Raw genomic sequence first — 25304 nt, 5'->3', positions numbered from 1 at the left:
GAACGTTTCGCGGGACGGGAAAGCCGAATTCATTTCGGCATATGGCAGATTCAGGATCTGCGGCCCGTGCGTATGGAGAGGGGTTTTGAAGGGAGGTTAAAAGAAGTCGAAGTCGCCTGCAGCCTTGACCAGCGGTTGCGAATGACCATGACGAAGGCCTGCGCCCAGCGCCTTCTGCATGTCGGCAAGCTTCACGAGGCTCAATGCCGTCGTCATGTCGATCATCCAGTCCGACGGGATCGTCCCGGTGATGGTGTCGACAAATTCGGCCAGTCCGCGCGCCTTCTGAACGGCCAGGTCAATGCCCTGCAGAACCTTGAGGCTGTCCGGATGCTCCAGTACCTTCGGGCCGCCGAGTTCGAGAAGGTGCGGTTCCACACGCTCGATCAGATAAGCCACGTCGTGTAGCTCGCTGACGATGCGCATGAGGATTTCCGGAAGTTCTTCCCGCGTATCCTGGTTTCCCGCCAAGTGTTCGTTTTGCATCCGATGTCCAGTACTAGAAGAACTCGATTGAGGTTTCCACCGGCTTCGAAACAGGAACCGGACGCTGCTCCAGCGCCACCGTCTTCTGCGTTTCTGCGCCCGTGAGCGGATACTGTCTTGCCCGGCCGCTGACCGGCCAGAATTCCAGCTTTCGGCCGTGGTCTCCGCCCGTGGAGGACCCGACGACCTTGATGACTTCGTCGCGCAGGAATTGCTGAGCAAATGCTGCGTTCTGTTCGCCGACATTCGAGAACGTCGCTATCGTCTTGGCGCCACCGAAAACTTTGGCCTCCAAGCGATCCCTGCGAGCGCCCTGCTTCAGAAGGCCGTTGATCAAAAGCTCCATCAGGTGAACGCCGTAGCGGGTAGCGTCGCCGCCACCAGCACCGGGCACTGCCGAACCCGGAAGCAGGAAGTGGTTCATGCCACCTACTCCTGCAATCGGATCCCGAATACAGGCAGCAACACACGAACCGAGGATCGTCGACAGGACCACATTCGGATCCTTGCTGACCTTCCACTCCCCTTGAATAATGTGGACGCGCTTTGCTGCACCGTCTTCAGTCATTTCAGCGCTCCGAATACAGCCTCGATGGCCGCCTTCATCTTCTCGATGGTGAACGGCTTCGCCAGGACGTTGTTGGCACCCAGCTGTGCCGCCTTCTGGACGAGCGCACGGTCGCCCTGCGCGGTCAGGATGATGAAGGCCGCCTTCTTGGTGTTGGGATTGGTGCGAACCGCCTGAAGCAGGCCCAAGCCGTCCATCTTCGGCATGTTGAAGTCCGAGATGACCAGGTGATGGGGCTGCTGCTCCATGATCTTCATGCCCTGCTCGCCGTCACCGGCGGCAGTGATCTGCTTGAAGCCCAGCTGGGTCAGCGCGTCGCTGAGCAGCAGGCGACTTGTGACCTGATCGTCGACGATCAGAACTTTGATTTTTTCGGCTAGGGACATTATTCAATACCTTCTTTTCGGGCAGCAGTGAGTTTGAGGATTTCCTCGCCAATGGAGGTGAGAGGCAGTTGATGCTCGACAGCGCCCAGCTCATAGGCGACTCGTGGCATCCCATAGACCACACAGGTCTTTTCGTTCTGACCGATGGTGCGAGCACCGGCGTGACGCATCTTCAGAAGACCGGAGGCGCCATCACGCCCCATGCCTGTCAGGATCACGCCGACCGCGTTGCGGCCAGCAAGCTCGGCAACCGAATCGAAGAGAACATCGACAGAAGGCCGGTGTCCGTTGACCGGCGCGCGCTCGACCAGGCGGCAGCAGGGCGCCGAGGCGTTGGACACCTGCAGGTGACGCTCGCCGCCCGGGGCAAGATAGATCTTGCCGATCTCCAGCCTTGCACCATCCGTGGCCTCCTCCACCACGGGAGCGCAAAGACGGTTCAAACGCTCGGCGAAGCTCTTCGTGAACGTTGGAGGCATGTGCTGCGTGATCACCGTCGGCGGGCAATTGCGCGGGAATTTCTGCAGAACGGCGATCAGCGCTTCGACGCCACCGGTGGACGAGCCGATGGCCACGATCTTACGGCCGACGCGGAAGTCTGCGGCAGGCGCGGCCGCGACGGGCCGGACTTGCGGTGCCGAATGATGCCGGTGCAGGGAACGCGCCGCTGCCTTGACCTTCTCGGCAAGCTCGCCGAACGGACGAGGCTCACCTGGCTGGGGCTTTGCCACACAGTCGAAGGCGCCGATTTCGAGTGCCGCAAGAGTGGCTTCCGCGCCGCGATGCGTCATGGTCGAAACCATGATCACCGGCATGGGCCGCAGCTTCATGATCTTTTCCAGGAACTCAAGACCGTTCATGTTCGGCATCTCGATGTCGAGGGTTACGACATCGGGATTGAGTTGCTTGATCGCTGCGCGAGCTTCCATGGCATCGCCGGCCTGACCGATGACGCTGACATCCGGATCCTGGTTGAGGACGGCCGTGATCAGTCCACGCATCGTAGGGCTGTCGTCGACGACGAGAACGCGTGCAGGTGCCGCCATTACTTTCGCCCTCCGTTCTTGCCAATGTAGCGATAGGTGGTGATGCCGATGTTGTCGAAGTCGTTCTTCGAGTCACCCGAGACGCGCTCGGAGTGGCCGATATACAGGTGTCCGCCGACCGGCAGCAGATCGGCAAAACGGGTCCAGATGCGCATCTGCGTCGGCTCGTCGAAGTAGATCACGACGTTGCGGCAGAAGATGACGTCGAACTTGCCCTTGAAGGGCCACTGGGCCATCAGATTCAGTTCATTGTAGGTGATCAGACGCTTCAGGCGCTCGTCGACCTGGAACTTGCGGCGTCCGCCGATCTCGACTTCTTTGAACCACTGCTTGCGGATGGCAGGCGACACGGTTTCGAGCGCCTGCTCGTCATAGGCACCCTGTCGGGCGATGGCGAGGATCTTCGGATCGATATCGGTGGCAAGGATCTTGAAGTCGTAGTCCAGCACGTTCGGAAAGGCCTGGAATACGGTCAAGGCAATCGAATAGGGCTCCTGGCCGTCCGAGCTTGCGGCGGACCAGATGCGTACGCGTCCGCCGGACTTCGCACGCTGAATGAGCCCCGGCAGTACCTCGTCACGAAGATGCTCGAAGTGATGGTTCTCGCGGAAGAAGCGCGTGAAGTTGGTCGTCAGGTGCGAGAGCATCTCGCGGCGCTCGGCCGATCCCTCCGGCGAGGCGACCAGCTGGCAATAGGCGCGGAAACCGGACAGGCCAAGATTGCGGATATGCTTGGACAGTCGCGAGTAGACGAGCGAAGCCTTGCTGTCGTTCAGCGCGATGCCCGCATCCGAGTAGATCATGGCAGCAATCTCGTTCAGGTCCCGTCGGGTCAGCGGGTATTCGCCGCTGGCGAGGACTTCGTCGTCCGATTGACGGGATGTACTCATTGCAAAGGTCATGCAGCCTCGCTTTCGGCGGCTTCGTTGAAAAGTGCACCAAGCTCGACCAGGCAGATCATCCGCTTGTCGATGGCGAGAATGCCACGGGCATATTGTTTTTCGAGGTCGGAGGAGACCTCCGGCGTCGGCTGAATGTCGGTATCGCTCACCGTGAGGATGTCGGAGACGGCATCCACCAGGAGACCCACGACCCGAGACTTGACCTGGGCCACGATGATGACGTGGCGGGCGGTCGGCTCGGCGGGCTTCATGCCCAGACGCAGGGACAGGTCCATGATCGGCAGGACGGCACCACGCAAGTTGATGACGCCCATAACGTAGTGCGGGGAATGCGGTAGCGGGGTTGCCGGGGTCCATCCCCGGATCTCGCGTACCGACATGATGTTTACGCAGAACTCCTGACCGCCAATACGGAAGGCGATGAGCTCCCGATCTCCCTGGACCAAGTTTTTGACCGCATACGACATACTATTACCCTGCGACGGCTAACGACATTTCCTGCTTGAGGGACTGACCACGCGAAGCGGCGACAACGGCATCCACATCCAGGATCAGTGCGACGCGTCCATCACCAAGGATGGTTGCGGCAGCAATGCCAGGAACGTGGGTGTAGTTGGCTTCCAGCGACTTGATGACGACCTGACGCTGCCCCTGGATGGCGTCGACCATCAGAGCGCGCTGGCCACCGCCTTCGGATTCCACCAGGAGGGCGACGCCTTCCATTGGGTTTGCCTGGGTGCCGCGAAAGTTCAGAATTCGGCCCACATCGACCAGCGGGCAGAAGGAGTTGCGGATCGAGATCAGGCGCTGGTTGGCGCCAAACGAATGGATGTGCTGGGCCTCAGGCTGCAGCGTCTCGACGATCGCCGTCAGCGGCACGACGAGAGTCTGCCCGGCGACCGTGACGACCATGCCGTCGAGGACGGCGAGCGTCAGCGGAAGGCTCATGGTGAAGGTCGAGCCCTGCCCCGGACGCGAGGTGATCGAAATGCGACCGCCAAGTGCCTGGATGGAGCGCTTGACGACGTCCATGCCGACGCCACGACCGGAAATGTCCGAGATCTTGTCGGCGGTCGAGAAGCCCGGCGCGAAGATCAGGTTGTCGATCTCTTCGTCGGTCAGGTTTGCGTCGGCTGCGATCAGCTCGTTGTCGATCGCCTTCTGGCGGACACGCTCGCGGTTGATACCGGCACCGTCGTCGACGAGTTCGATGACGATGCGGCCAGAGCGATGCTTCGCCGTCAGCTTGATCGTGCCTTCCGGCTCCTTGCCGGCGGCAGCGCGCTTTTCCGGGCTTTCGATGCCGTGGTCGACTGCATTTCGGATCATGTGGGTCAGCGGCTCGGCGAGCTTGTCGATGACCGTCTTGTCGACTTCGGTGTTTTCACCTTCCGTGACCAGACGGATCGACTTGCCGACCATGTCGGCGACTTCGCGAACGATACGCGACATGCGCTGGAAGACCGGCTTTACCGGCTGCGCGCGGATCGCCATGACCGAGTCCTGGATCTCGCGGGTAAGCTGCTGCAGCTCTTCGAGGCCCATGTTGACGGCCGACGTACCGGTCGCATCGTTTTCGATCACGCTCTGGGAAAGCATCGCCTGGTTGATGACGAGCTCGCCGACGAGGTTGATGAGGCGGTCAACGCGGTCGAGATCGACGCGGATGGTCTGACCGGCGGCGTTGTTGGCCTGAGCGGCGGCAGCGGCTGCGGCAGCAGCGGCTGCAGCAGGCGATTCCTTCTTCTCGGGCTTGGCGGCGCTGGCTGCCATCTTCATGACGTTGGAGGCAGTCTCGGCAGCCTCGACGGCAGCGGCGACGGGCTCCTCGGCGGCTTCCGAACCGTCGTCGAGCGCAGACAGATCGAACGGGACCGGGATCATCGGCAGTTCTTCGGTCGGGGCTGCTGCCTCGGCCTCACGCAGCTTGATGTCGAGGTCGCAATCCCATTCGGCGAATTCGAAGACCTGACGAATGCCTTCCTCGCCCTTTTCCGCCTTGATCTGGATGGCCCAGTGGAAATAGGCGCCTTCAGGATCGAGTTCTTCGAGCGACGGCAGGTCGTCCATGTTGCAGTTGATGCTCATCTCGCCGAGGCGGGACAGATCGCGCAGCAGGAGGGCGGATTCGTTGCCCTTCGAGTAGAGTTCGCGGCGTGGCTTGAAGGTCACGTCGAAGGTCGAGACGCTTGCTTCCTGCTCCTCACCGCCGAAGTCGTCGAAAGTGAAGGGGATCGGCTGGAAGCCGCTATCGTCGCTCGGTGCAGCCGCCGGTGCCGGCGCTGCAGCCTTTGCGACCGGCTTTGCGGCGGCAACCGGTGCTGCCGACGGGGCCGGCATTTCGCCGTTTGCCAGGGCTTCCAGTTCCTTGACCAGGCCGCTCGAGCGGCTTTCGTCGACACTGCCGCCGTCGCGGGAAGCGGTGACCAGGTCGGCCAGAACGTCGGCCGACTTCAACATCACCTTCATGACTTCCGGGCCGGGCTCCAGCTTGTTGGAACGAACGCAATCAAGAGTCGTCTCGAAGACGTGCGCGAAGGCAACCAGGTCATCAAGACCGAAAGCACCTGCACCGCCCTTGATGGAGTGAACCGCGCGGAATACGGCATTGACCGTTTCCGGATCGCGATCTCCATCATTCATTTTCAGAAGACCGGATTCCAGTTCCGCGAGCTGCTCCTCGCATTCCTGGAAAAAGATCTCTTTGATTTCGTTCATATCCATAGGAGAAAATCCCGGCTTAGGCGGTTACACGCTCAATGGCATCGATCAGCTTGGTCGGATCGAAAGGCTTGACGATCCAGCCTGTCGCACCGGCCTGGCGGGCGCGGTTCTTCTTTTCGGCATCGCTTTCCGTGGTCAGGACCAGGATCGGAACCGCACGATACTTTTCGTTCCGGCGAACACCCTCGATAAAACCGAAGCCGTCGAGACGCGGCATGTTGATGTCGGTCACGATGACGTCGGGATTGCATTCTTCGAGCACTTCCAGGCCCTCGACGCCGTCTTCGGCCTGAATGGTCTCGAAGCCTGCGTTGTTGAGGGTGACCAGAAGCATGTTTCGAATGGTTCTGGAGTCATCCACGGTGAGCACTTTTTTCTTCATTGCCGGATCTCCTTAGCGAGCAGATGATCGATGTTCACGCCAATCAGTTGAAGGGTTTTCAGGAAAGCCTCGGAGGCCTTTCCAAATGAGAAGGGATGCTTGTCAGCTTCCCAGGCCTTGGCGGCTGCCATCAGGACCTGCACGCACTGAGCACCGACGCGCTCGACACCGGAGGCATCGATCGTCAAAGGGGCACCACGCAAAGAGAGAATATTGGCCTTGAGATTGGATGCCTCGTTCAGGTCCAATATCGCGGCCAGCTTCAGACTCTTCTGATCGCCTTTCTTACTTGCCATCATTTCTTTCCTTATGTCCCAAGGCTGCGGCAACCAGACCCGAATTTGGTTCCCAGGAGAACCATTCCCCCGGATGGATTGCCGAACTTTCCGCCCTTAACTTCCTTGTGTAGCGCATGGTGGTAAACAATCCCCTCACCCTCCGAGCCCCGCGATGTGGACCGGGAAACCAAAGTCGGCGGATTCGTCTTCCATCGTGTCCGGAGCGGCATAAGCGGTGGCATTCGCAACCGGTGCCCCCTGCTCGCGCTGGCCGGAGAGCTGGATGCGTCCGGCTGTACTGGGCGCCCGGCGGGTCTGCCGCTCGATGTGAAATTCACGGATCGTCGCGCCCAGTTCCAGGATGACCTTGTGCAAATCGTCCGTGCCCTGGCTCGACTGGCGCGCTATAGTTGCTGTGTTGCCGATATCGGCACCGAGCGCCGCGACCGTTCCGGCAATGCCGGCGAGTTCTGTGGCCTGGCGGTCGGTCCTTTCGGCCATGTCGGAAACGGTTCCGCTGATATCGCCGACCTGAAGCACGATGTCGGCGATCGCACCTTGCGTCTTCGCCACCATTTCCACGCCGGCTTCAACCTGGTTTTTCGTCGTCGCAACAAGCGTCTTGATTTCACGGGCGGCGTCGGCGGAGCGCTGTGCGAGTGCGCGGACTTCCTGGGCGACGACGGCGAAGCCACGGCCACTGTCGCCGGCACGGGCAGCCTCGATCCCGGCGTTCAGCGCCAGAAGGTTCGTCTGGAAGGCGATCTCGTCGATCGCGCCGATGATGTGGCCGATCTGCTCGGCAGATGCTTCGATGTCGGCCATGGCGGAAATCGCCTGTCCGACGACCGCGCCACTCGATTCAACGGAATTTCGGGTCGCGGCCACCGTGGCTTCGGCGCGCTTCGTCTGACCGGCACTTTCGCGCACGCTGCTGGTGAGGTCCTGCAGGGCACGGCTCGTCTCGTCCAGCGCACCGGATTGATCCTCGGCGCGGTTCGCATAGGTGCGGGCAGTTTCGGCCATGCGACCGGTTGCGTCTCGGGCGACTGCGAGCTTCTCCTCGGAGGAGAGGAAGGCGGTCTGGAGCTGCTCGAGCGCCTCGTTCATGCGGCCTGCGAGGTCCGCATAGGCTTCCGGGACATCTGCTGCCGTGCGGGCGGTCAAATCGCCTGATGCCAGCGCATCAACGACCGGGCGGAAGACGCTCTCGAACTCGGCGCGATCATGCTCGCGCTGCGCCGCGAGATCGCGGTGGTGTTTCAGGCGCAATTCGTTGAAGCGAAGCGATACCGCTATCTCGACATCGACCATCACCAGTCGCACCAGGGCAGCCACCAGATCGGACACCTCGCGCTGGCGACGACGGCTCGATGGCAACAGGCCGGAGCCTGTCGCGTCGGCGATCGCGCTCGTTACTAGGTGTTCCAGAACCACCGCGTGACCCGCCACATGCCAACGAGGATCGAGACCCATGCGGCTTTCGCTGTCGGACAGAACCTTCACCCGTTCGGCATAGAGCGCATCGAAACGGGCATCGGTGAGGACATCCCAGTGGGATGAAAGAAGATCATGAAGCCGGTCATACTGGCGTTCGCTGCTGAACACACGCGCCGCATCCGGAGAGGACTGCAGCCGCTGGAAAAGATCGCGAAGTGCCGTCTTCAAGGGCTGCGAAAGAGTATGACGGTTCTGCCGGAGAAGCTCGCACTGCGCCTCGTCGAGGCCGGCAAAGCGCAAGCGATCACGCAGGCTGCCTGCCTGTGATCCCGTCGCCCGCTCCGTGGACATCCCCTGACCCGTCATTCGTCCCGCACTATGGCCGCCTATACGGCGGACCTTCTGTCGCTCGACAGTGCTGCAGGCCAGATGGCGGAGGAAAGAATGCTCGGGAACCCGCTCCCGTTGCCGTCCGCATCATGGTCTGACAGCTCATCAAACTGTTTCCATGTGAAATACAGACCGGACCAGAACCGGTACGACGGGATGGCGTCATGCCCGAAGGAAACTCTCAAGCGAGTCCCACTCCGACGTGTCTCCCAATCTTTATGGTTAATTCCTTGCTTGAAGGTTAATGAAATCTCCACTTCAAGCCGCAATCTCTAATATGAGAAAATAACGTTGTATTCCCATATGCCTGAGGTTGCAGCCGGCGGAACAAAGCCCGTCTCCGCGTCGTTGCGCCGAAAAGCGACAGGAGTGGAACGTGAGCGCACGGGCTATCTGGAAAGGGCATCTTGCCATCGGCGATCTCGGATGCGCCGTGGCTCTCTACTCGGCGGTCAATGCTCAGGAGCGAACCTCATTCCACATCATCAACCGAGACACGGGGAACCGCGTCCGACGCGAATATGTCGACGAAGACAGCGGTCGCCCCATCGGCAAGGACGATCTGGTCAAGGGGTATGACACGGCGGAGGGCCAGACGGTCATCCTCGAGCCCGACGAGATCCGCGATGCTGTCCCCGAAAGCGACAAGCGGCTGGAGCTGTCGGCCTTTCTGGATTGCGACAAGATCGACACCCTCTACCTGGAGCGCCCGTATTTCCTGGCGCCGGCCGACCGGCAGTCCGTCGAGGCCTATGATCTGATCCGCAGCACGATGGAGACGAAGGGTGTCGCTGCCGTTGCCCGGACAGTGTTGTTCCGCAGAGTTCGCAGCGTCCTTGTGCGGCCCCACGGGCGGGGGATGATCGCCACGACACTCAACTACGACTACGAGGTGCGGGATCCGGCCGAGAGCTTTTCCGACATCTCCAAGGTTCGCATCGACAAGGAGATGATGGATCTCGCGCGGCACATCATCGGCACGAAGATGGGTGAATTCGACCCGAGCCAGTACGAGGACCGCTACGAGGCGGCCCTGACCGAACTCGTGAAAGCCAAGATTGCCGGGCGCAAACCGAAGAAGCTGCCGAAACGGAAGCCGGAGAATGTCACAAGCCTGCTCGATGCGCTGCGCAAGAGTGCTGGAGCCAAGGAGGAGAAGTCGGAACCGAAGCGGAAGACGGCCGCCGCATCGACGACGAAGCAGAAGAAGGCGAGCTGACATGTCGCTCTCCGAATATCGCCGCAAACGCGACTTCAAGGCCACGCCGGAGCCGAAGGCCGCAAAGGCCACGAGCAAGGGCAATAGCTTCGTCATCCAGAAACATGCGGCGAGACGCCTGCATTACGACCTGCGTCTGGAGATGGACGGCGTGCTGAAAAGCTGGGCCGTCACGCGCGGTCCGAGCCTGGTGCCGGGCGACAAGCGGCTGGCGGTGCATGTGGAGGATCATCCCCTCGCCTACGGCGATTTCGAAGGCGTCATTCCGCCCGGACAATACGGATCCGGTGAGGTGATCGTATGGGACCGCGGCACCTGGGAACCGATCCATGACATGCGCAAGGGCTATAAGAAAGGCCACCTCGAATTCACGCTGAAGGGCGAGAAGCTTGGGGGACACTGGCATCTGGTGCGCATGGCACGCAAGGAAGACGAAACACGCGAGAACTGGCTGTTGATCAAGGGAGAAGACGAGGCCGCACGGCAGCCTGATGATCCCGACATCATCGAGGAAAAGCCGCTATCGGTGAAAAGCGGCCGATCGATCGAAAGCCTGAAAGGCGACGGCAAGGCTGCCGTCTGGAACTCGCGGAAGACTGGAGCGAAGAAAGCCAAACGGCCTGCCGAACGCGGAGGTTCGTCCTCGCCAAATGCAGCCTCGATCAAGGGTGGCAAGACGGGCAGCTTGCCGGACTTCCTGGCGCCGGCGCTCGCCACCCTCGTTAAGACAGTGCCGAAAGGAAGCCGGTGGCTGCACGAGATCAAGCTGGACGGCTACCGGAGCCAGGCACGGATCGATCATGGCCGGGTGCAGCTCTTGACGCGGACGGGTCTGGACTGGACGGAGCGCTTCGGCGAGCGGATTGCATCTGCCCTCAAGGGGCTGCCTGTTCAGACGGCGCTGCTCGACGGTGAGATCGTGGTCGAAAGCGGCAATGGCAGCAGCGATTTCTCCCTGCTTCAGCAGGATCTGAGCGACGGTCGCGATGACCGTTTCACCTACTATATCTTCGACATCATGCATCTTGACGGGCAGGACCTGACCGGCGCCTCACTCAGGGACCGTAAGGCACTGCTGGAGCCATTGATCAGCGAGGCAGGCGTACCGCTCAAGTATTCCAGTCATTTCGACGAGAGCGGCGATCTCGTTCTCAAACACGCCTGCCGCCTCAGCCTCGAAGGGGTGATCTCCAAGGTCGCCGATGCGCCGTACCGATCGGGTCGCGGGCGGGAGTGGGTCAAGTCGAAATGTACGGCCCGCCAAGAACTGGTCATCGGGGGCTATGTGCCGTCTTCCGTATCCGACAAGGCCATCGGCTCTCTGATCATGGGCGTCAACGAGGCGGACGGACTGCGGCATGTCGGGCGTGTCGGTACCGGATATAGCCGAACGGTGGCCCGACAGGTGTTCACCAGGCTCCAGCCGCTGTTGCGCGACAAGAGCCCGTTCAAAGACAAGCTGACGGGTGCCGAACGCAAAGACGCGGTTTTCGTCGAGCCGGAACTCGTCGCCGAGATCGAGTTTCGTGGATGGACAGGGGATGCCCATCTGCGCCATGCATCCTTCCGTGGGCTGCGCGAAGACAAGGCCGCAAGGGACGTGATTCAGGAGGCGCCGACGGCGGCCACATCGACGAAGAAGGCCGGAACCGGCAAGAGCGGCGCAGCAGCGGACAAGAAGATGAAGGGCGAAGCGGAGGCGGCACGTCGTGACATAACGCTGACGCATCCCGACCGCCTCTACTGGCCGGAGGCTGGCGTCACGAAGGAAGGGCTTGCGGATTACTACGCCCTCGTCTGGCCCCTGATCGCGCCGTTCATCGTCGACAGACCACTTGCGCTGTTGCGGTGCCCGGAAGGGCACGAAAAGACGTGTTTCTTTCAGAAACATGGGTGGCGCGGCATGCGCAAGGAGATCATCACCATCCGCGACCCACAAGACGACGGGGGTCACGTCGGCATCCACGATATTGAGGGGCTTCTCTCCCTGATGCAGGGGGCTGCGCTCGAAATCCACCCCTGGGGCTCACGGGCCGGCGATCTCGAGCGTCCGGATATGGTGAATATCGATCTCGATCCCGGTCCCGATGTCACCTGGGAACGGGTGATTGACGCGGCCTTCGAGGTCCGGCAGCGGTTTGCGGACATGGGCCTTACAGGTTTCGTCAAGACTTCGGGGGGCAAAGGCCTGCATGTGGTGGCGCCACTCAAGCCGAAGGCGAAATGGCCTGAAGTCAAGGCTGCCATGAAGGCACTGGCGGACAGCATGAGCGCTGACAGTCCGACCGACTATGTCTCGACGGTCAGCAAGGCGAAACGCAAGGGCAAGATCCTGATCGACTATCTGCGCAACGGCCGGGGTGCGACGGCGGTTGCGCCCTATTCCACGCGCGCCCGGCCCGGGGCGCCCGTGTCGATGCCGCTCTGGTTCGAGGAGCTCAGCCCCGACATACTGCCCAACCATTTCACGGTCGAAAACGTGCCGACACGGCTGGCGAGCCTCGATGCCGATCCATGGGCCGACTTCCGCAAGGCGGAAGCGCCGCTGGCATTCACCGCCGGGAGAAACAAGAAGACCCGCTAGGAAACGCTACTTCCGTGCCGTCTTTTTCTCCGAAGCGAGGCTTCGTTTGAGCGCTTCCATAATGTCGATGACATTGTCCTTGCGCTCCGGCTCGGCCGCCTTTTTCGGCTTCGTCCGCTTGGACTTCTTCGTACGGCTTTCGATGATTTCGTGCAGGCGCTCCTCGACCGGATCCCGTACGAGTTTCGGATCCCAGTCTCTCAGGCGTGCTTCCATGAGCTTCTTCATCATGGTTTTGGCGCTGCTTGCGACGTCGGACCGGCCGGCCTCCTTGAAGAAGGGATCGGGTTCGCGAACCTCCTCGCCGTAGCGCATCGTCCAAACGACCATTCCATCGTCGCGGGGGACGAGAAGCACGGCGTGTTCGCGCCGGTAGAGCACCAGACGGGCGATGCCGCCGGTGTCGGTCTTGCGCATGGCTTCGCGGATGACGGCGAAGGCTTCCTCGCTCACCTTGTCTGCGGGCGCCAGATAATGCGGGCTGTCGTACCATATCCAGCCGATCGAACTGCGCGGCACGAAGCTCTCGATATCGATCGTCCGGGTGCTTTCCAGCGCCACGTCCTCGAGTTCGTCATCCTCGAACAGGACATAATCGTCCTCGGCTCGCTCGTAGCCTTTCACCTGATCCTCGACATCGACGGGCTTGCCGGTTTCGGCGTCGACATAGCGGCTGACGACCCGGTTGCCGGTCTCGCGATTGATGTTGTGAAAACGAAGCTTGCTGCTTTCGGTGACGGCGGGTGTCATGGCCACCCGACAGGTGACGAGGGACAGTTTCAGATAGCCTTTCCAGAACGCGCGCTGCGCCATTTGCCCTACCTCCCGAACGCCATCCAGCCGCGGCACTGCCCCGGAAAACGCCCTCGGCACGGAACAGTTCCGATCAGCGCTCAAATCGCCAGTTGCAACGGGAACCGTTTGCCCCCGATGGCGTTCATCTCTTGCCTGTTCCTCTCCAATGATGAGCCGGAGGATTTGAAGTCGGTATGGGGGTATCGAAAACAGATCTGACCGGGGAGCCGGCGGGTGCGACGAGACCGCGCTCGGCCGAGGACGATTGCGTGCGGAACGGGCATTGGGCGACGACGGAGAATTGCCATGCCTGAACGAGATTATGACTGGATTGCCCGGCGAGCCTATTCGCTTTGGGAAGAGGAAGGCCGTCCCGATGGTCGGGACGAAGCGCATTGGCAGACAGCACTCACCGACTGGGAAACCCTCCAGGCGGCGGCACGCCAGACCACGGCCAAGTCCGGCCAACGGATCGCAGCGGCCCAAACGTCGGCGGAGAACGAGGGGCTTGTCATCACCGAGGAGCCGGTCCTTCCGGCCAAAAAGGCTTCAAGGAGCCGGAAAGGGTGACCAAGGTGGCAGGAGTCGATCTTTCACTGGCGCTCAGCCGGGCGCAATTCATCCAGCGTGTGCGGGAAGCCTATCATCGGGATGAGGAGGAGCATGGACCGCGCCGGCATTACCCGACACGAGTTCCCCTGCATGTGCTGGCGGTAACCTCGGAAATCTATCCGCTGGTCAAGACCGGCGGTCTGGCGGACGTCACTGGAGCGCTGCCGAAGGCGCTTTCCTCCTATGGCATCGAGACCCATACGCTGGTGCCTGGCTATCCGTCGATCCTGGCGCTCGCGCGCCTTCACCCGCCACTTATGGAGTTCGACGATCTTCTAAGCGAAAAGGCGACCTTGCGCCATCTGGAGATCGACGGTCTCAGCCTCTTCGTCCTTGACGCGCCATCGCTCTACGATCGTCCTGGCGGTCCCTATGTCGACGAACATGGCGTCGATCATGCTGACAACTGGAAGCGCTTTGCGGTTCTTTCGCTTGCGGGCGCCGAGATTGCGGCCGGAGTCCTGCCAGGCTGGAAGCCCGATCTTGTGCATACTCATGACTGGCAGTCTGCACTGACCTCTGTCTATCTCCGCCAGATGGGCTCCGCAGTGCCCGTCGTGCTCACCATCCACAACCTCGCCTTCCAGGGGCAGTATTCGGCATCGCTTTTGCCGCAGATCGGCCTGCCGCCGGAGGTCTATTCCGTCGAGCAGATGGAGTATTTCGGCGACATCAGCTACCTCAAGGGTGGCCTAGTGACGGCAGACCACATCACCGTCGTCAGCCCCACTTATGCGCGGGAAATTCTTTCGCCGACCTTCGGCATGGGACTGGACGGCGTGCTGAACGCGCGCATGGACAGACTGCAGGGGATCGTCAACGGGATCGACAAGGAGATCTGGAATCCGGCGACGGATCCCTACCTGCCCTTCCGCTACGATGTGAAGACGGTGCGCAACAAGAGGAACAACAAGGCTCTGCTGCTCGAGCGCTTCAATCTGGAGCCGGGCGACGGACCGCTCTTTTCCGCGGTTACCCGCATCACGTGGCAAAAGGGCATGGACATGCTGGCCGAGGTCGCGGACGAGATCTTCTATCGCGGCGGCAGACTCATCGTGCATGGCCAGGGCGACCACGACATCGAGGACGCCCTGAAGGCGACTGCAGCGCGTTTCCCCGGACGCATGGCGGTGTCGGTCGGCTACAGCGAGCCCACGGCGCATCTTATTCACGGCGGCTCGGATGCCATCATCCAGCCTTCGCGTTTCGAGCCGTGCGGCCTGACACAGCTCTATGCGCTGCGTTACGGCTGCGTGCCGGTGGTGTCACGTACCGGAGGCCTGTCCGAGACGATCATAGACGCCAATGATGCGGCGATTTCAGCTCGCGCGGCCACCGGCTTCCAGTTCCATCCGGTTCGACCGGAGGGCCTGCGCCATGCCTTGCGTCGCGCAGTCGATGCCTATGGCGACAAGCGACAGTGGGCAAGGCTGCAGTTGCAGGCAATGCGTGCCGACTATTCATGGGATCGCAGTGCCGAAAGCTATGCCGAAGTTTATGGTCGTCTGACGGAAACCGGTGCCGAGCTCCGTCACTGACCCTTGAAGCAATTTTACATAAACAGAGGGCCCGGATGATACCGGGCCCTCTGTTCGTAATCGGCTGCAATATCAGGGATTGGCCTGCCCATCGGGCCTGCTCTGGCCGGCACCCCCGGTCCCTGTCTGCGGGGTGGGGTCCCTATCGGCTTCCATCGCCGGCAAGGTGTCGGGAGCCACGTCTTGCTGTGAGCCGGTGGAATTGCTGCTGCTGTTGTTGCCGCCATCGCCGCAAGCCGTGAGCAGTCCAAGGACGGCGAGTATGGCCGTCGTTCTCTTCACGTTCATCTCCAATCCTCTCTTTGATAGTCACCATCGCCATTGACGCGCTCGCGAAAGGCGATGGTGCGTTCGAGCGCTGCAATGTCATCGCTGCTCGCAGGTACCGGGTCTTCGGCGATGGCCTCGAGCACAGCGGGATCGATCGCGCCAGAGCGGATTGCCTGCCGCAGTGTTTCACGTGTCTGCCGTTCCGCCTCCAGTTGGGCGAACAGCGCGACAATCAGCCGGTCACGCGGATCGGGAAAGCGACGCCAGCGTGGCGGACGCACCGTCTCGGACATGATCCACTCCTTTTCGACAGAAGAAATTGCTCCTTCAGGAAACATTTGGGGCGTCCCAATGTTCCCCTTCCCATCGATGACCAACACAGGGAGTAGACATAGTGGACAGCGATTTGAAGACGCTGGAGGCCCGGCTGAACGCGCACCGGGAAATCCTGGTCTCGCTGCTGAGCGAAATCCTGATCTCACCAGAGGGCGCTCCCGAACTGCTGCGCAATCTCGAACAGGAAGTGCTCCTGCGCGACGGCGCAGAAGATCCCGGCGCAGAGCCGTCTGCCGGGATCGGGCGCGGTCATGAAAAAGGTGAAGCGATCCGGGATATCCTCGACACGGCCAAAGCGCGCGCAGAGGCCCTGAGGCGAACGGCAAGCGATCTCAATCAACCGAACGGTTTCACAGAGGCAATGAAGGAGAAGGAATGATGATGATCAGAGAGATGGTGACGAAGTGGCTTGCGCATATGCGCAAGCCCAAGCGTGACACAGTGAGCAAGGAACATCGGCAGGTTGCTATGCCCTTGCGCGCCGACCTGCCGCTTCGGGAGCGCTCCCGCTCGCTCGTGGCGGTCCCCGCACAAATCAATGGTGCGCGGATGGGGTCAGGAAAGTTCTGACCTGATCAACCGACCTAATCAACGGCGGTTGGTCTGTTCTCGGATGTCGAAATTGGCGTCCCAGTCTTTCGGCTTGTCTTCCTTGCCCGGAGGCCACTTGTTGACGGTGGCGTCTTCGGACCCTGTCACCACGGTCGGCTTAGCGCTTGCGACACCGTCGCTGTCGCCGCCGGCCTGTGTGCCAGCGAACTGCCCCTTCGCGTCGTCATGGATTTTAGCCTTGTCAGCTTCCCGGCGCTTGTCAGTCATGGTCAATCCTCCAAAGTGGTCATCATCAACCCGATGACGCACCGAAAGGTTCCTGTGCCAGCCTAGTCGGTGGACCCGGCGAGGAAGGAAGAGAGCGGCGCGACCAGCGTCCAGCGCAAGCCGGCGGGATCGAAATCGATCGTGACATCGCCGGCAAACGCGCTTGCCGCATGACGCTCAATGACGGTCGATCCGAAGCCACGCCGAGTGGGCTTCGTGACAGGCGGACCGTATTGCTCAATCCATTGCAGCCGAAGTCGAGGATCTTCCTCCTGTGTCTCGGGCTCCAGCACCTCCCATTCGATGCGAAGCCGGCCTTCAAGAACCGATAGGGCCCCGTATTTGACGGAATTGGTCGCCAGTTCATGAAAAACCAGGCCGAGATTCTGGACTGCATTCGCATTGACCAGCAGATCCGGACCTCGGCGATGGATGCGATCCACAGATCCCGTGACGGTGGTCAGCTGCAAGTCGACGAGGGACGCCAGCGGAATGCCGCCCCATTGCTGCTTCGCAAGCGCTTCGATCGACTGTGCAAGCCCTGCCAGGCGCCCGCTGACGGCCCGCTGAAACTCTTCGACGTCATCGGTGCCGCGGGCCAGCTGCCGCATCATCGCCTGGACCAGCGAGAGGATGTTCTTCGTGCGGTGAACGAGCTCCTGCAGAATGAAGTGGATGCGTTCTTCCGCCTCTGCCCTGTCGAAGGAAGCATTCGACAGAGCCACAGCCACCTGGTTGGCCTCAAGAATCTTGGTGCGCTCCGGCGAGACGATCTCACCATGACCGATGCGCTCCGCCATGCATGCAATCCTGCGGATCGCCGAGCGCAGATGGTGGGCTGCGACCAGAACAATCCCAAGCAGCAGGGTCATCAGAACGAGGCTGCCGATCAAAAGACTTTGCCAGAGGGTGATGAACGACCCTTTGAGACTGTCCACGGGTCCCCAGACCAGAGCGCGCCATGGCCAGTCCGCGACTTTCGCGTATCCCATCAGATACTGTCGACCGTTCTGGTAAAAGACGGCACTGTTGTTGGAGCCATACATCAGATCCAGCCAGCTTTGCTCGATTTCAGTACCGGATGGCTTATTCTCGGCGCCGTTCGACACGACGATCCGGCCATCGCCATCCACCAGTGCGGACGACCATCCGGACGGCAAGGCTTCGCCGGCGGCAAGGCTTGCAAGGCTTGCCGCATCTTGAGTAAGCACGACAGCGTTGATGCCGTCCGAAGTCCGCGCGGTGACAGGCATGGTCAGGTTGACCACCCAGCGCTCGCTCGTCGCGCCGAAGAAGACGCCCGAAAGCTCGACGTTGCCGGAGCGGAGGGCGGCCATCACCGAGTCCGGATTGGCCATGGGTTTCAGTGTGGCGCCCCAGGGCATCCGCGTGTTGAGGACTTGTACCCCGTCCCGCCGCGCCAGCATGACATAGAGAGAGCTCTCCTTGAGGCTTTCTCCGACGCGCGCATGGAATGCCTGCAGGTCGCCCTGCTGCAGCTCTACGGAATTCGCCACAAGGGCGAGCGTCGTTTCCATGTCGGCGATCTTGCGCTCGACGGCGCGGCTTATGGCCTGGGCATCGTCTGCCACGTCCGTGCGCATGGTCTGAAATTGCGATCGCTCGAGCTGCAACAGCAAAAAGGCGACAAAGGCGAGAACCGGGACTGTCGCCAGAACGGCCATTGCGGCGAGGTATGAGCCGATCGACGCAGTCGGAAAGAGACCAGCGAACAACCTGCCAACGCGGTTCAAGGCACCGCCCTCCTGCAGCGAGGCCCAGAAATCATGGGGACTTCGGCGAACCAAATGCGCGTGCGGGCGTTAGGATGGTGACCGCGACACAGGAGGTTGCCATGATATTCAAGCCCCAGCGTTTCCATGGAGAGGCCCCCGAGGTGGCTGAAGAGTTTCCAGCCGAGGCTGAGCTCGAGCAACGGGTCGCCGACGCGCTGGCCGCCTCTGACGGTGTGGGGGCGGAAGCCCTTCGCGTCGTGGCGACGGGCAAGGAGATCTTGCTGTTCGGCTTCGTTACGACGCGCGAGGAGATGGACAGAGCCGTGGAAGTCGCGCTTGCGGTACCAGGGGTCGAAAAGGTCACGGTTCGGATGGAAAGCGGCGAAGCGCCATGACACTGGGGAATGGGTCACGCACGTGCCGCGGCGTCGCATAGCGGCCGAACGCCGGGGACAGGCTTCACGCCAACCCCAAGGACCCGCCGGGATCACCTTTGCGTCGATCGGTTTCACCTATATTCCGATTTTTCTGGCCAGACGAAACGTCAGGCGCGTCCACCCATACCGGTCGTGCCGTCCGGCCCCCATGCCTGCGCAATGCCGGCAATCTCCTGCATACGTCCCCGCAAATCCTGCTGGCGCAGAACCGTCACCTTACGGATGGAGACTTTGCTCGCGGAATATTCTCGCGCAGCTTCCACCGCGAGCCGATAGCTCGGATAAACGGCCGACTGTCCTTCCTCCGATAGAAAGCACCAACCATTGGCTTGGGGAATAATATCGCAATACACCTCAGTCATGCCGCACTCCTCCTGATTTCACTAGAACGTGCAATCGGCTCGAGGGTTCCTGCCAAGGTGCAGTTTTTTTCGTCATGGCCTGCTAGCCGCAGGCTACAATCAGGCTTGCCGCGGGAAAGCGTGAGAGATCCCGCATGTCTGACTGAGCTTCGGGCGGCATGACATGGATGGTGGCTCCATGGACCGGCGGCAGCGTTGCAGTCTCATCGCTGAAATTTGCCCGCAACTGCCAGCGATGCTCCCCCAGCTGCCAATCGATTGCCAGCCTCCCCTCCTCCGCCATCAGCACAAGGCCGACGCCGCCGCCAACATCTGCAAGCCGAGGCATCAGGTGACGCTTTCGTTTTTCGATCAGGTCACGGCAGATGGTTCGTGAAACCATCCCTCGTTTGGTTTCAGCCTCCTGCCAATCGAGCTTGGAGGCGATGAAGGTTTCGAGATCATTGGGGTCGCGAATTTCCTGAAGCTCGAGGTCGTCAGTGCCAAAAGCTATGGCTTCCCGCAGTCGATCCTCGGGAGAGTTCTGATCGAAATCCGAAGGGTAGTCGCTGAAAAAGAAGAACTTGCCGCGTGATCGGAATTCATCGCCCATGAAGAGCATCGGAATCTGCGGCGCGAGCAGCAAGATCGCCATCAATCGCTCGGCAAGATCGGGGTCGATGAGGCTCCACAAGCGATCGCCGCGGCCGCGATTGCCGATTTGATCGTGGTTCTGCAGAAAGTTGATGAAGGTGACGGGCGGCAGGTGGCCGCTTGGTTCGCCCACCAATGCATCGCCTTTGCCCTCGATCCGCTCACCCTGGATGGCGAAGCCGGTTGCGAGCGTCTTTGTGATGCGTGGCCAGAAGTTCTGGGCGAAAACCTTGAAATGCCCAACATGCTCGCCGGTGGCCCAGGCATGGATAAGGTGGTGATAGCCATCATTCCAGACCGCGTCATAGAGGCGGACCGCATTGTCTTCGCTTCGCTCGTGCAGAGCCGTGATGTTGCGGCTGTCTTCGACCACCAGATGGACGTGACGCCCCGGCAAAGTCTTGCGGATCAGAAGCGCCAGCTCTTCGACGAAGTGCTCGTCGCTGTCTGCGTCTTCAATCCGGTCGACGGCATCGAAGCGGAGGCCGTCGAGGGCAAATTCTTCCAGCCAGTAAAGCGCGTTTTCCGCGATGAGGTCACGCATCGGCTTGCGGGACACATCCGGCCTCGGTCCCCAGGGGGTGCCTTCAGCCATGAAGAGATCCGGCGCGTAGACTTGCAGATGATTTCCATCGAGCCCCAGGTGATTGTAAACGACATCGAGCATGACCATCAGACCGAGGCCATGGGCGGCATCTATGAAGGCCTTCATGTCATCGGGGGAGCCATAAGACGGATGGGGCGTGTAGAGAAGTACGCCGTCGTAACCCCAGCCGCGCTTACCCCCGAAGGCGGCAACGGGCATCAATTGAACCACTGTCACCCCAAGATCTGCAAGGGCAGGCAATCTTGCCGCTGCCGCCGCAAATGTGCCTTCGTCGGTGAAAGTCCCCACGTGGATTTCATAGACTACTGCTTCAGACCAGGGACGGCCCGTCCAGCCTCTGTTCTTCCAGCGATAGGCGGTCGGATCGACAACGAGCGACGGACCGTGAACATCCGACTCCAGAGCGCGACCGGCGGGATCGGGGACATGTCTCCCATCCGGGAGCACGAAGGCATAAGGCGTCCCTGGCGCGATATTGGTCGCGAGAAGCTCCCACCAGCCATCGCCCATGGCCGTCATCGGCACCTCTTCATCGATCAGGCGAAGGTTGAGTGTCTCGATGCCCGAGGCCCACAAGCGAAACCTCACCTCGCCGGCAGCGATGTATTCCGCGCCCCAGCTTTTGGGAAACACCCGGTATTCCGGATCGACCGGACGCTCGTCTTCGGGCCTTGATCGTTGTTCATCCATCCGCTCGCCTTCTCCCTCGGTTCATCCGGTGGATCGAACAATATGGACAAGGGTAAAGTTCCGGCACGGATGCGAGGAGCGCAGAACGGCGGCAATGAAGCCGGCTGGGTTTTCAGGAACAAAGTCGAGGGCGGCGGAATTGCTACTTCCTGATGCCGAGCCCGTCCGCGTTCCGCGGCGGGCGGCTCTCAGGGAGATGATCATGACGACCCCAAACCCTTCCACACCCTATGACGACCAGCCCCCGATGCCCGCTCCGACCTGGGCTCCGGAAGTCCCGATCGAGGAGCCGCAGCCGGACGTCTTGCCGGACGAGGTGCCGACACCCAATCCCGACGAGACGCGCGATCCGCCCGTGACGGAGCCGTCGCCTATCTGACACCCTTGTGTCGACGCGGGCCTCAACGCAGGCCCGCGACCCTCTCCCAGCTCTTCTTGCCCGCGACCCAATTCTGCCAGTCGGCGACCGAGCCATAGAAGACATTCAGATCGATCTTGCCATTGACGCCCTGGGAGAGGCCGGAGCCGGAATACTGCCAGAAGACCCACTTGCGGCCCGGATAGACTTTGGAGGGATGGGCCGCGACCGAGCGGAGCCAGAAGGGGTAATCGAGGAAGTGGCCGCGCAGATTGTCCTTGTAGAAGTCGGGGGCCGTGTAGATGACCGGACGCTTGCCATAGTGCCGCTCGAGACGATCCATGAAGACCTGCATCTTTTCGCGTGCCTTTTCCGGCGAGAGGCGGAAGCGGCAGCTGGATTCGCCATTGTATTCGACGTCGATGACCGGCGGCAGGGCATCCGGATCACGCGGCACGTTGCGGATGAACCAGTCCGCCTGCTCCGAGGCCACGCGGCACCAATAGAAGAAGTGATAGGCGCCGCGCTTCACACCGGCCTCCTTGGCCCGCTTCCAATTGGTGTGAAACATCGGATCGAGATGGTCGCCGCCATCGGTCGCCTTGATATAGGCGAAGTTGGCGCCCTGGCTGCGTAGCGTCTGCCAGTCGATATTCCCCTGCCAGCGCGAAACGTCCACGCCGTGCACGGCATGATGCTTCGGTGTCACCTTGCCGAAGTTGATCGGCTTGGCATCGCTGAAGCGCTGATTGAAAACGCGATGGCGTCCGTTGGAGCGCTCAGTCGGGTCCCGGGGGGCAAGGACCGCGCGTATCGGGGACGACAGCATGGCCATTGGCCGCTGGTTGGGTACGGGCATGCCGGCGGTCATCTGCGGCGTATCGAAATGCGCCTGGTTCGGCGTGTCTCCAGCCCAGGACAAAGCCTGCGGGTCACTGCCGGATGTCGACGCTACGGATGAAATGGAACCTGTTTGCTCGTCGACGGCGACGGCAGGTGTCGGGGCTGCGGCAGTCTGAACCTGTTGGGGCGCCCGCTTTGAGCCAAGCTGCAGGGCTTCTATCGGATTGGTGCGAGCACTGCAGCCGGCAAGCACCAGACAGCCGATGAGGAGCGAAGGGACAACCTTGGAACGCATGGCACAAGAACTCAAACTAATGCCGGGCGCATTCGAAGTCGGACACCCGGGGCCTCTGGGAATTGCTAACAAAGCTTTACCGGGAAAAGGTGAATGCAATCTTTACGGGCCGAGCCCAGGTGCCGTGCTTTGAGCTCGAATGTCCGCTGTTCACAGAGATGTGCGCCGAGTTGGCGATCTCGATTGTTTTGCGCGCCGTAGAGCGAAGTGTTCGGTTTTTCGTTGTGCTCGGGGAACGACAGCTATGCCTTCGCGACGCTCTTTTCTGATGACTTCGCTTCTTGTCCTGGCGAGCAAGCCTGCGCTCAGCGCCGATCCCTGGGAAGCGTTGCGCGCCAAGCGGGCCTTCGTGCTTCTGCGGCATGCGATCGCGCCAGGGACAGGCGATCCTCCGGGCATGCGCCTCGGCGATTGCAGCACGCAGCGCAATCTCTCCGATGAGGGCCGAAGCCAGGCGCAGCGCATTGGCTCCTTGCTGCGCGAAAACGGGATCGACAGGGCGGCGGTCTATTCGAGCGAATGGTGTCGATGTCTCGACACCGCACGTCTACTGGACCTTGGCCCGGTGTCGCCGCAGCCGCTTCTCAATTCCTTTTTCGGCCGGGCCGAGAACGGCGCCACACAGACGGAAGCTTTGCGAACTTGGCTGTTAAGCCCGCCTGCGAACCTACCTCTTGTGCTCGTCACGCATCAGGTGAACATCACGGGGCTGACATCCGTCGTTCCTCGTAGCGGCGAGCTCTTATTCACGACAATGGATGCGGCCGGCGCGGTCAGCGTCATCGGCCGGCAGTCCGCCGGGGCATGACAGGCAAAATCATGCGGCACAAATGGGGACCGCGCGTGATGAAATGACTTGAAACAGGCTTAGGTGCGGCGGCAATCCAGACATGCCCCGGCGGACGCGCCGGCAGGGTCGGCGGTCGTATATTTCTCCAAATACGGGCATGACGGGAGTCTAAAATCCGCATCGATCGGTGTCCCCGCGCATTCTGCCCTGTCAATGGGAACAATCCCGAGGTGTCGTCGCAGTCACGGCAAAATCGTGCACGCTGTGCTGGCCTCGCAGAGTTGGCAGGAAGCGCGAAGTTCGGCTGCCTCAGGGGTGCTTCAACAACTCTTCTGCCTGCACAGTGTGACACTTGCGCCGATCGCGCCGCACAATAGGATGGGGAGCAGAAAAAAGCGCAGAGGGCATTTCATGGACGAACCGCACGACACCAGCCAACTCGAGATGGTGGTCCTGATGACACCCGACATGGCCAACTTTTCCGGGAAGGTGCATGGCGGTGCGCTGCTCAATCTGCTCGATCGGGTGGCCTATTCCTGCGCTTCGCGCTACTCGCAGCAATATGCGGTGACCTTGTCGGTGGATCAGGTCGTGTTTCGCCAGCCAATCCATGTCGGCGAGCTTGTGACGTTTCGGGCGTCGATCAACCATGCCGGTCGAACCTCGATGGAGGTCGGCATTCGGGTCGAGGCCGAAAACATTAGGACCGGCGAGCGGCGGCACACGAACTCCTGTTACTTCACGATGGTCGCTGTCGATGCCGAAGGCAGACCGACGGCTGTCCCTCCCTATGCGGCGCAAACCGACATTCGCAAACGCCGCCAACGCGCTGCAGAAACACGACGGGCACTGCGCCTGGAGTTCGAAGCGCGCTTCAGGGAGGCGAGCCTGACAGCGGACGAAACGCTTCCAGTGAACTGAGTAGCCGTGCAATTGCCTTGACTTTGATTGTGCCTTGGCCAAGTCCGGGGTGACGATCATTGTCAGTGAAGGCGGATACCATGCACAAGCTTTTCGATCTTTCGGGCCGACGGGCGCTGATCACCGGGTCATCTCAAGGCATCGGCTTCGCCCTCGCCTCCGGCTTGCAGCAGGCCGGCGCGGAGATCGTGCTTAACGGACGCAGTCTGGACAAGCTCGAGGTGGCTGCAGCCAAGCTTGGATCCGGGGCGAGGATCCTGCCGTTTGACGTGACCGATCATGTGGCCGTGCGTGAGGCAGTCGACCGCTTCGAGGCGGACGTCGGTCCGATCGACATCCTCGTCAATAATGCCGGCATGCAGCATCGGGCGCCGCTGGAAGACTTCCCGGCCGAGGCCTTCGAGAAGCTGCTGGCCGCGAATGTCTCGAGCGTTTTCAATGTCGGCCAGGCCGTCGCGCGCCACATGATCGGACGCGGGCGCGGCAAAATCATCAATATTGCCAGCGTCCAGACGGCACTCGCGCGTCCGACGATCGCGCCCTATACGGCGACCAAGGGCGCCGTAGGAAACCTCACCAAGGGCATGGCTACGGATTGGGCGCGCCATGGACTGCAATGCAATGCGATTGCGCCCGGCTATTTCGAGACGCCGCTCAATGCGGCCCTCGTTGCAGATCCGGAGTTCACGGCCTGGCTGTCAAAACGCACGCCGGCGGGGCGCTGGGGCAAGGTCGAGGAATTGGCCGGGGCCTGCATCTTTCTCGCGTCCGACGCGTCGTCCTTCGTCAACGGCCATATCCTCTATGTGGACGGAGGCATTACCGCGTCCCTCTGAGCGCCCACCTGGAGGTATCTG

29 protein-coding genes are annotated in these 25304 nt (G+C 61.2%); 11 read left to right on the top strand and 18 right to left on the bottom strand.

Annotated elements, in window-relative coordinates; all coding sequences use genetic code 11:
• Nucleotides 1-96: 96 nt before the first annotated feature.
• The 10 genes from cheT to D4A92_RS10125 form a co-directional block, all read right to left on the bottom strand.
• On the bottom strand, nucleotides 97-486 hold the full coding sequence (gene cheT, locus D4A92_RS10170) for a chemotaxis protein CheT (protein ID WP_006726291.1): 390 nt from the start codon (nucleotides 484-486) through the stop codon (nucleotides 97-99).
• Nucleotides 487-499: 13 nt separating this feature from the next.
• Nucleotides 500-1054: a chemoreceptor glutamine deamidase CheD gene (gene cheD, locus D4A92_RS10165; protein ID WP_203019667.1), complete on the bottom strand. Its 555-nt coding sequence runs from the start codon at nucleotides 1052-1054 to the stop codon at nucleotides 500-502.
• A complete protein-coding gene (locus D4A92_RS10160; RefSeq protein ID WP_006726293.1) occupies nucleotides 1051-1440 on the bottom strand; it encodes a response regulator in 390 nt (129 codons plus the stop codon). Before D4A92_RS10160 ends, cheD begins: the two co-directional genes overlap by 4 nt.
• Entirely contained in the window at nucleotides 1440-2486 is a 1047-nt protein-coding gene (gene cheB / locus D4A92_RS10155) for a protein-glutamate methylesterase/protein-glutamine glutaminase (RefSeq protein WP_203019665.1), read from the bottom strand. The genes D4A92_RS10160 and cheB overlap by 1 nt, the downstream gene beginning before the upstream one ends.
• A complete protein-coding gene (cheR, locus tag D4A92_RS10150) occupies nucleotides 2486-3388 on the bottom strand; it encodes a protein-glutamate O-methyltransferase CheR (RefSeq protein ID WP_203019663.1) in 903 nt (300 codons plus the stop codon). Before cheR ends, cheB begins: the two co-directional genes overlap by 1 nt.
• Nucleotides 3385-3855 (bottom strand): chemotaxis protein CheW, encoded by a 471-nt coding sequence (locus tag D4A92_RS10145; RefSeq protein WP_203019661.1) that lies wholly within the window; start codon nucleotides 3853-3855, stop codon nucleotides 3385-3387. The genes cheR and D4A92_RS10145 overlap by 4 nt, the downstream gene beginning before the upstream one ends.
• Before the next feature lie 4 nt (nucleotides 3856-3859).
• Nucleotides 3860-6112, bottom strand: coding sequence for a chemotaxis protein CheA (locus tag D4A92_RS10140; protein ID WP_203019659.1), 2253 nt, complete (start codon nucleotides 6110-6112; stop codon nucleotides 3860-3862).
• A 16-nt stretch (nucleotides 6113-6128) separates the two neighbouring features.
• Complete coding sequence (cheY1, locus tag D4A92_RS10135) at nucleotides 6129-6494, bottom strand: chemotaxis response regulator CheY1 (protein ID WP_006726298.1); 366 nt, start codon at nucleotides 6492-6494, stop codon at nucleotides 6129-6131.
• On the bottom strand, nucleotides 6491-6790 hold the full coding sequence (locus D4A92_RS10130) for an STAS domain-containing protein (protein WP_006726299.1): 300 nt from the start codon (nucleotides 6788-6790) through the stop codon (nucleotides 6491-6493). Before D4A92_RS10130 ends, cheY1 begins: the two co-directional genes overlap by 4 nt.
• A gap of 135 nt (nucleotides 6791-6925) precedes the next feature.
• Nucleotides 6926-8563, bottom strand: coding sequence for a globin-coupled sensor protein (locus tag D4A92_RS10125; RefSeq protein ID WP_203019657.1), 1638 nt, complete (start codon nucleotides 8561-8563; stop codon nucleotides 6926-6928).
• 415 nt (nucleotides 8564-8978) lie between these two features.
• On the opposite strand from D4A92_RS10125, the gene D4A92_RS10120 reads away from it, so the two are divergent.
• Together D4A92_RS10120 and ligD are read left to right on the top strand one after the other, a co-directional pair.
• Entirely contained in the window at nucleotides 8979-9821 is an 843-nt protein-coding gene (locus D4A92_RS10120) for a Ku protein (protein ID WP_203019655.1), read from the top strand.
• 1 nt (nucleotide 9822) lies between these two features.
• Nucleotides 9823-12405: a DNA ligase D gene (gene ligD, locus D4A92_RS10115; protein ID WP_203019653.1), complete on the top strand. Its 2583-nt coding sequence runs from the start codon at nucleotides 9823-9825 to the stop codon at nucleotides 12403-12405.
• 6 nt (nucleotides 12406-12411) lie between these two features.
• On the opposite strand, the gene D4A92_RS10110 is transcribed toward ligD, so the two are convergent.
• Nucleotides 12412-13218, bottom strand: coding sequence for a Ku protein (locus tag D4A92_RS10110; protein ID WP_203019651.1), 807 nt, complete (start codon nucleotides 13216-13218; stop codon nucleotides 12412-12414).
• Nucleotides 13219-13506: 288 nt separating this feature from the next.
• Here D4A92_RS10110 and D4A92_RS10105 point away from each other — a divergent pair, with 288 nt between their 5' ends.
• Both D4A92_RS10105 and glgA read left to right on the top strand, forming a co-directional pair.
• Nucleotides 13507-13770, top strand: a complete 264-nt coding sequence (locus D4A92_RS10105; protein ID WP_006726304.1) for a DUF2934 domain-containing protein — start codon at nucleotides 13507-13509, stop codon at nucleotides 13768-13770.
• A 128-nt stretch (nucleotides 13771-13898) separates the two neighbouring features.
• On the top strand, nucleotides 13899-15350 hold the full coding sequence (gene glgA / locus D4A92_RS10100; RefSeq protein WP_203019912.1) for a glycogen synthase GlgA: 1452 nt from the start codon (nucleotides 13899-13901) through the stop codon (nucleotides 15348-15350).
• A 72-nt stretch (nucleotides 15351-15422) separates the two neighbouring features.
• Here glgA and D4A92_RS10095 read toward each other — a convergent pair whose 3' ends face one another.
• Nucleotides 15423-15638, bottom strand: coding sequence for a hypothetical protein (locus D4A92_RS10095; RefSeq protein ID WP_203019649.1), 216 nt, complete (start codon nucleotides 15636-15638; stop codon nucleotides 15423-15425).
• Nucleotides 15635-15913 (bottom strand): hypothetical protein, encoded by a 279-nt coding sequence (locus D4A92_RS10090; RefSeq protein ID WP_006726307.1) that lies wholly within the window; start codon nucleotides 15911-15913, stop codon nucleotides 15635-15637. Before D4A92_RS10090 ends, D4A92_RS10095 begins: the two co-directional genes overlap by 4 nt.
• 101 nt (nucleotides 15914-16014) lie before the next feature.
• Between D4A92_RS10090 and D4A92_RS10085 the strand changes: the two genes are divergently transcribed.
• Together D4A92_RS10085 and D4A92_RS10080 are read left to right on the top strand one after the other, a co-directional pair.
• Nucleotides 16015-16335 carry a hypothetical protein gene (locus tag D4A92_RS10085; RefSeq protein ID WP_203019647.1) on the top strand — a complete coding sequence of 107 codons (321 nt, stop codon included), beginning with the start codon at nucleotides 16015-16017 and terminating at the stop codon, nucleotides 16333-16335.
• Nucleotides 16332-16526: a hypothetical protein gene (locus D4A92_RS10080; RefSeq protein ID WP_203019646.1), complete on the top strand. Its 195-nt coding sequence runs from the start codon at nucleotides 16332-16334 to the stop codon at nucleotides 16524-16526. The genes D4A92_RS10085 and D4A92_RS10080 overlap by 4 nt, the downstream gene beginning before the upstream one ends.
• An 18-nt stretch (nucleotides 16527-16544) precedes the next feature.
• Here the strand turns inward: D4A92_RS10080 and D4A92_RS10075 are convergent, their stop codons facing one another.
• The gene (locus D4A92_RS10075; RefSeq protein ID WP_203019645.1) at nucleotides 16545-16775 is read right to left on the bottom strand and encodes a hypothetical protein; all 231 of its coding nucleotides are present in this window, start codon (nucleotides 16773-16775) and stop codon (nucleotides 16545-16547) included.
• A gap of 62 nt (nucleotides 16776-16837) precedes the next feature.
• On the bottom strand, nucleotides 16838-18529 hold the full coding sequence (locus D4A92_RS10070; RefSeq protein WP_203019644.1) for a sensor histidine kinase: 1692 nt from the start codon (nucleotides 18527-18529) through the stop codon (nucleotides 16838-16840).
• A 101-nt stretch (nucleotides 18530-18630) separates the two neighbouring features.
• Here D4A92_RS10070 and D4A92_RS10065 point away from each other — a divergent pair, with 101 nt between their 5' ends.
• The gene (locus D4A92_RS10065; protein WP_246754063.1) at nucleotides 18631-18906 is read left to right on the top strand and encodes a BON domain-containing protein; all 276 of its coding nucleotides are present in this window, start codon (nucleotides 18631-18633) and stop codon (nucleotides 18904-18906) included.
• A 149-nt stretch (nucleotides 18907-19055) separates the two neighbouring features.
• On the opposite strand, the gene D4A92_RS10060 is transcribed toward D4A92_RS10065, so the two are convergent.
• Both D4A92_RS10060 and treZ read right to left on the bottom strand, forming a co-directional pair.
• Nucleotides 19056-19310 carry a hypothetical protein gene (locus D4A92_RS10060; RefSeq protein ID WP_203019643.1) on the bottom strand — a complete coding sequence of 85 codons (255 nt, stop codon included), beginning with the start codon at nucleotides 19308-19310 and terminating at the stop codon, nucleotides 19056-19058.
• 82 nt (nucleotides 19311-19392) lie between these two features.
• Nucleotides 19393-21240 (bottom strand): malto-oligosyltrehalose trehalohydrolase, encoded by a 1848-nt coding sequence (gene treZ / locus D4A92_RS10055; protein ID WP_203019642.1) that lies wholly within the window; start codon nucleotides 21238-21240, stop codon nucleotides 19393-19395.
• Between the two features lie 202 nt (nucleotides 21241-21442).
• On the opposite strand from treZ, the gene D4A92_RS10050 reads away from it, so the two are divergent.
• Nucleotides 21443-21619 (top strand): hypothetical protein, encoded by a 177-nt coding sequence (locus D4A92_RS10050; RefSeq protein ID WP_203019641.1) that lies wholly within the window; start codon nucleotides 21443-21445, stop codon nucleotides 21617-21619.
• A gap of 22 nt (nucleotides 21620-21641) precedes the next feature.
• Here the strand turns inward: D4A92_RS10050 and D4A92_RS10045 are convergent, their stop codons facing one another.
• Nucleotides 21642-22736, bottom strand: coding sequence for a glycoside hydrolase family 25 protein (locus D4A92_RS10045; protein WP_203019639.1), 1095 nt, complete (start codon nucleotides 22734-22736; stop codon nucleotides 21642-21644).
• Between the two features lie 268 nt (nucleotides 22737-23004).
• On the opposite strand from D4A92_RS10045, the gene D4A92_RS10040 reads away from it, so the two are divergent.
• The 3 genes from D4A92_RS10040 (at nucleotide 23005) to D4A92_RS10030 (ending at nucleotide 25283) form a co-directional block, all read left to right on the top strand.
• Entirely contained in the window at nucleotides 23005-23544 is a 540-nt protein-coding gene (locus D4A92_RS10040; RefSeq protein ID WP_246754062.1) for a histidine phosphatase family protein, read from the top strand.
• Between the two features lie 393 nt (nucleotides 23545-23937).
• Nucleotides 23938-24447, top strand: a complete 510-nt coding sequence (locus tag D4A92_RS10035) for an acyl-CoA thioesterase (RefSeq protein ID WP_203019635.1) — start codon at nucleotides 23938-23940, stop codon at nucleotides 24445-24447.
• A gap of 80 nt (nucleotides 24448-24527) precedes the next feature.
• Nucleotides 24528-25283 (top strand): SDR family oxidoreductase, encoded by a 756-nt coding sequence (locus D4A92_RS10030; RefSeq protein WP_203019633.1) that lies wholly within the window; start codon nucleotides 24528-24530, stop codon nucleotides 25281-25283.
• The last annotated feature ends 21 nt before the right edge of the window (nucleotides 25284-25304 follow it).

This window comes from Rhizobium rosettiformans (assembly GCF_016806065.1).
Lineage (GTDB): Bacteria > Pseudomonadota > Alphaproteobacteria > Rhizobiales > Rhizobiaceae > Allorhizobium.
This window is presented reverse-complemented; position numbering and strand designations above follow the sequence as displayed.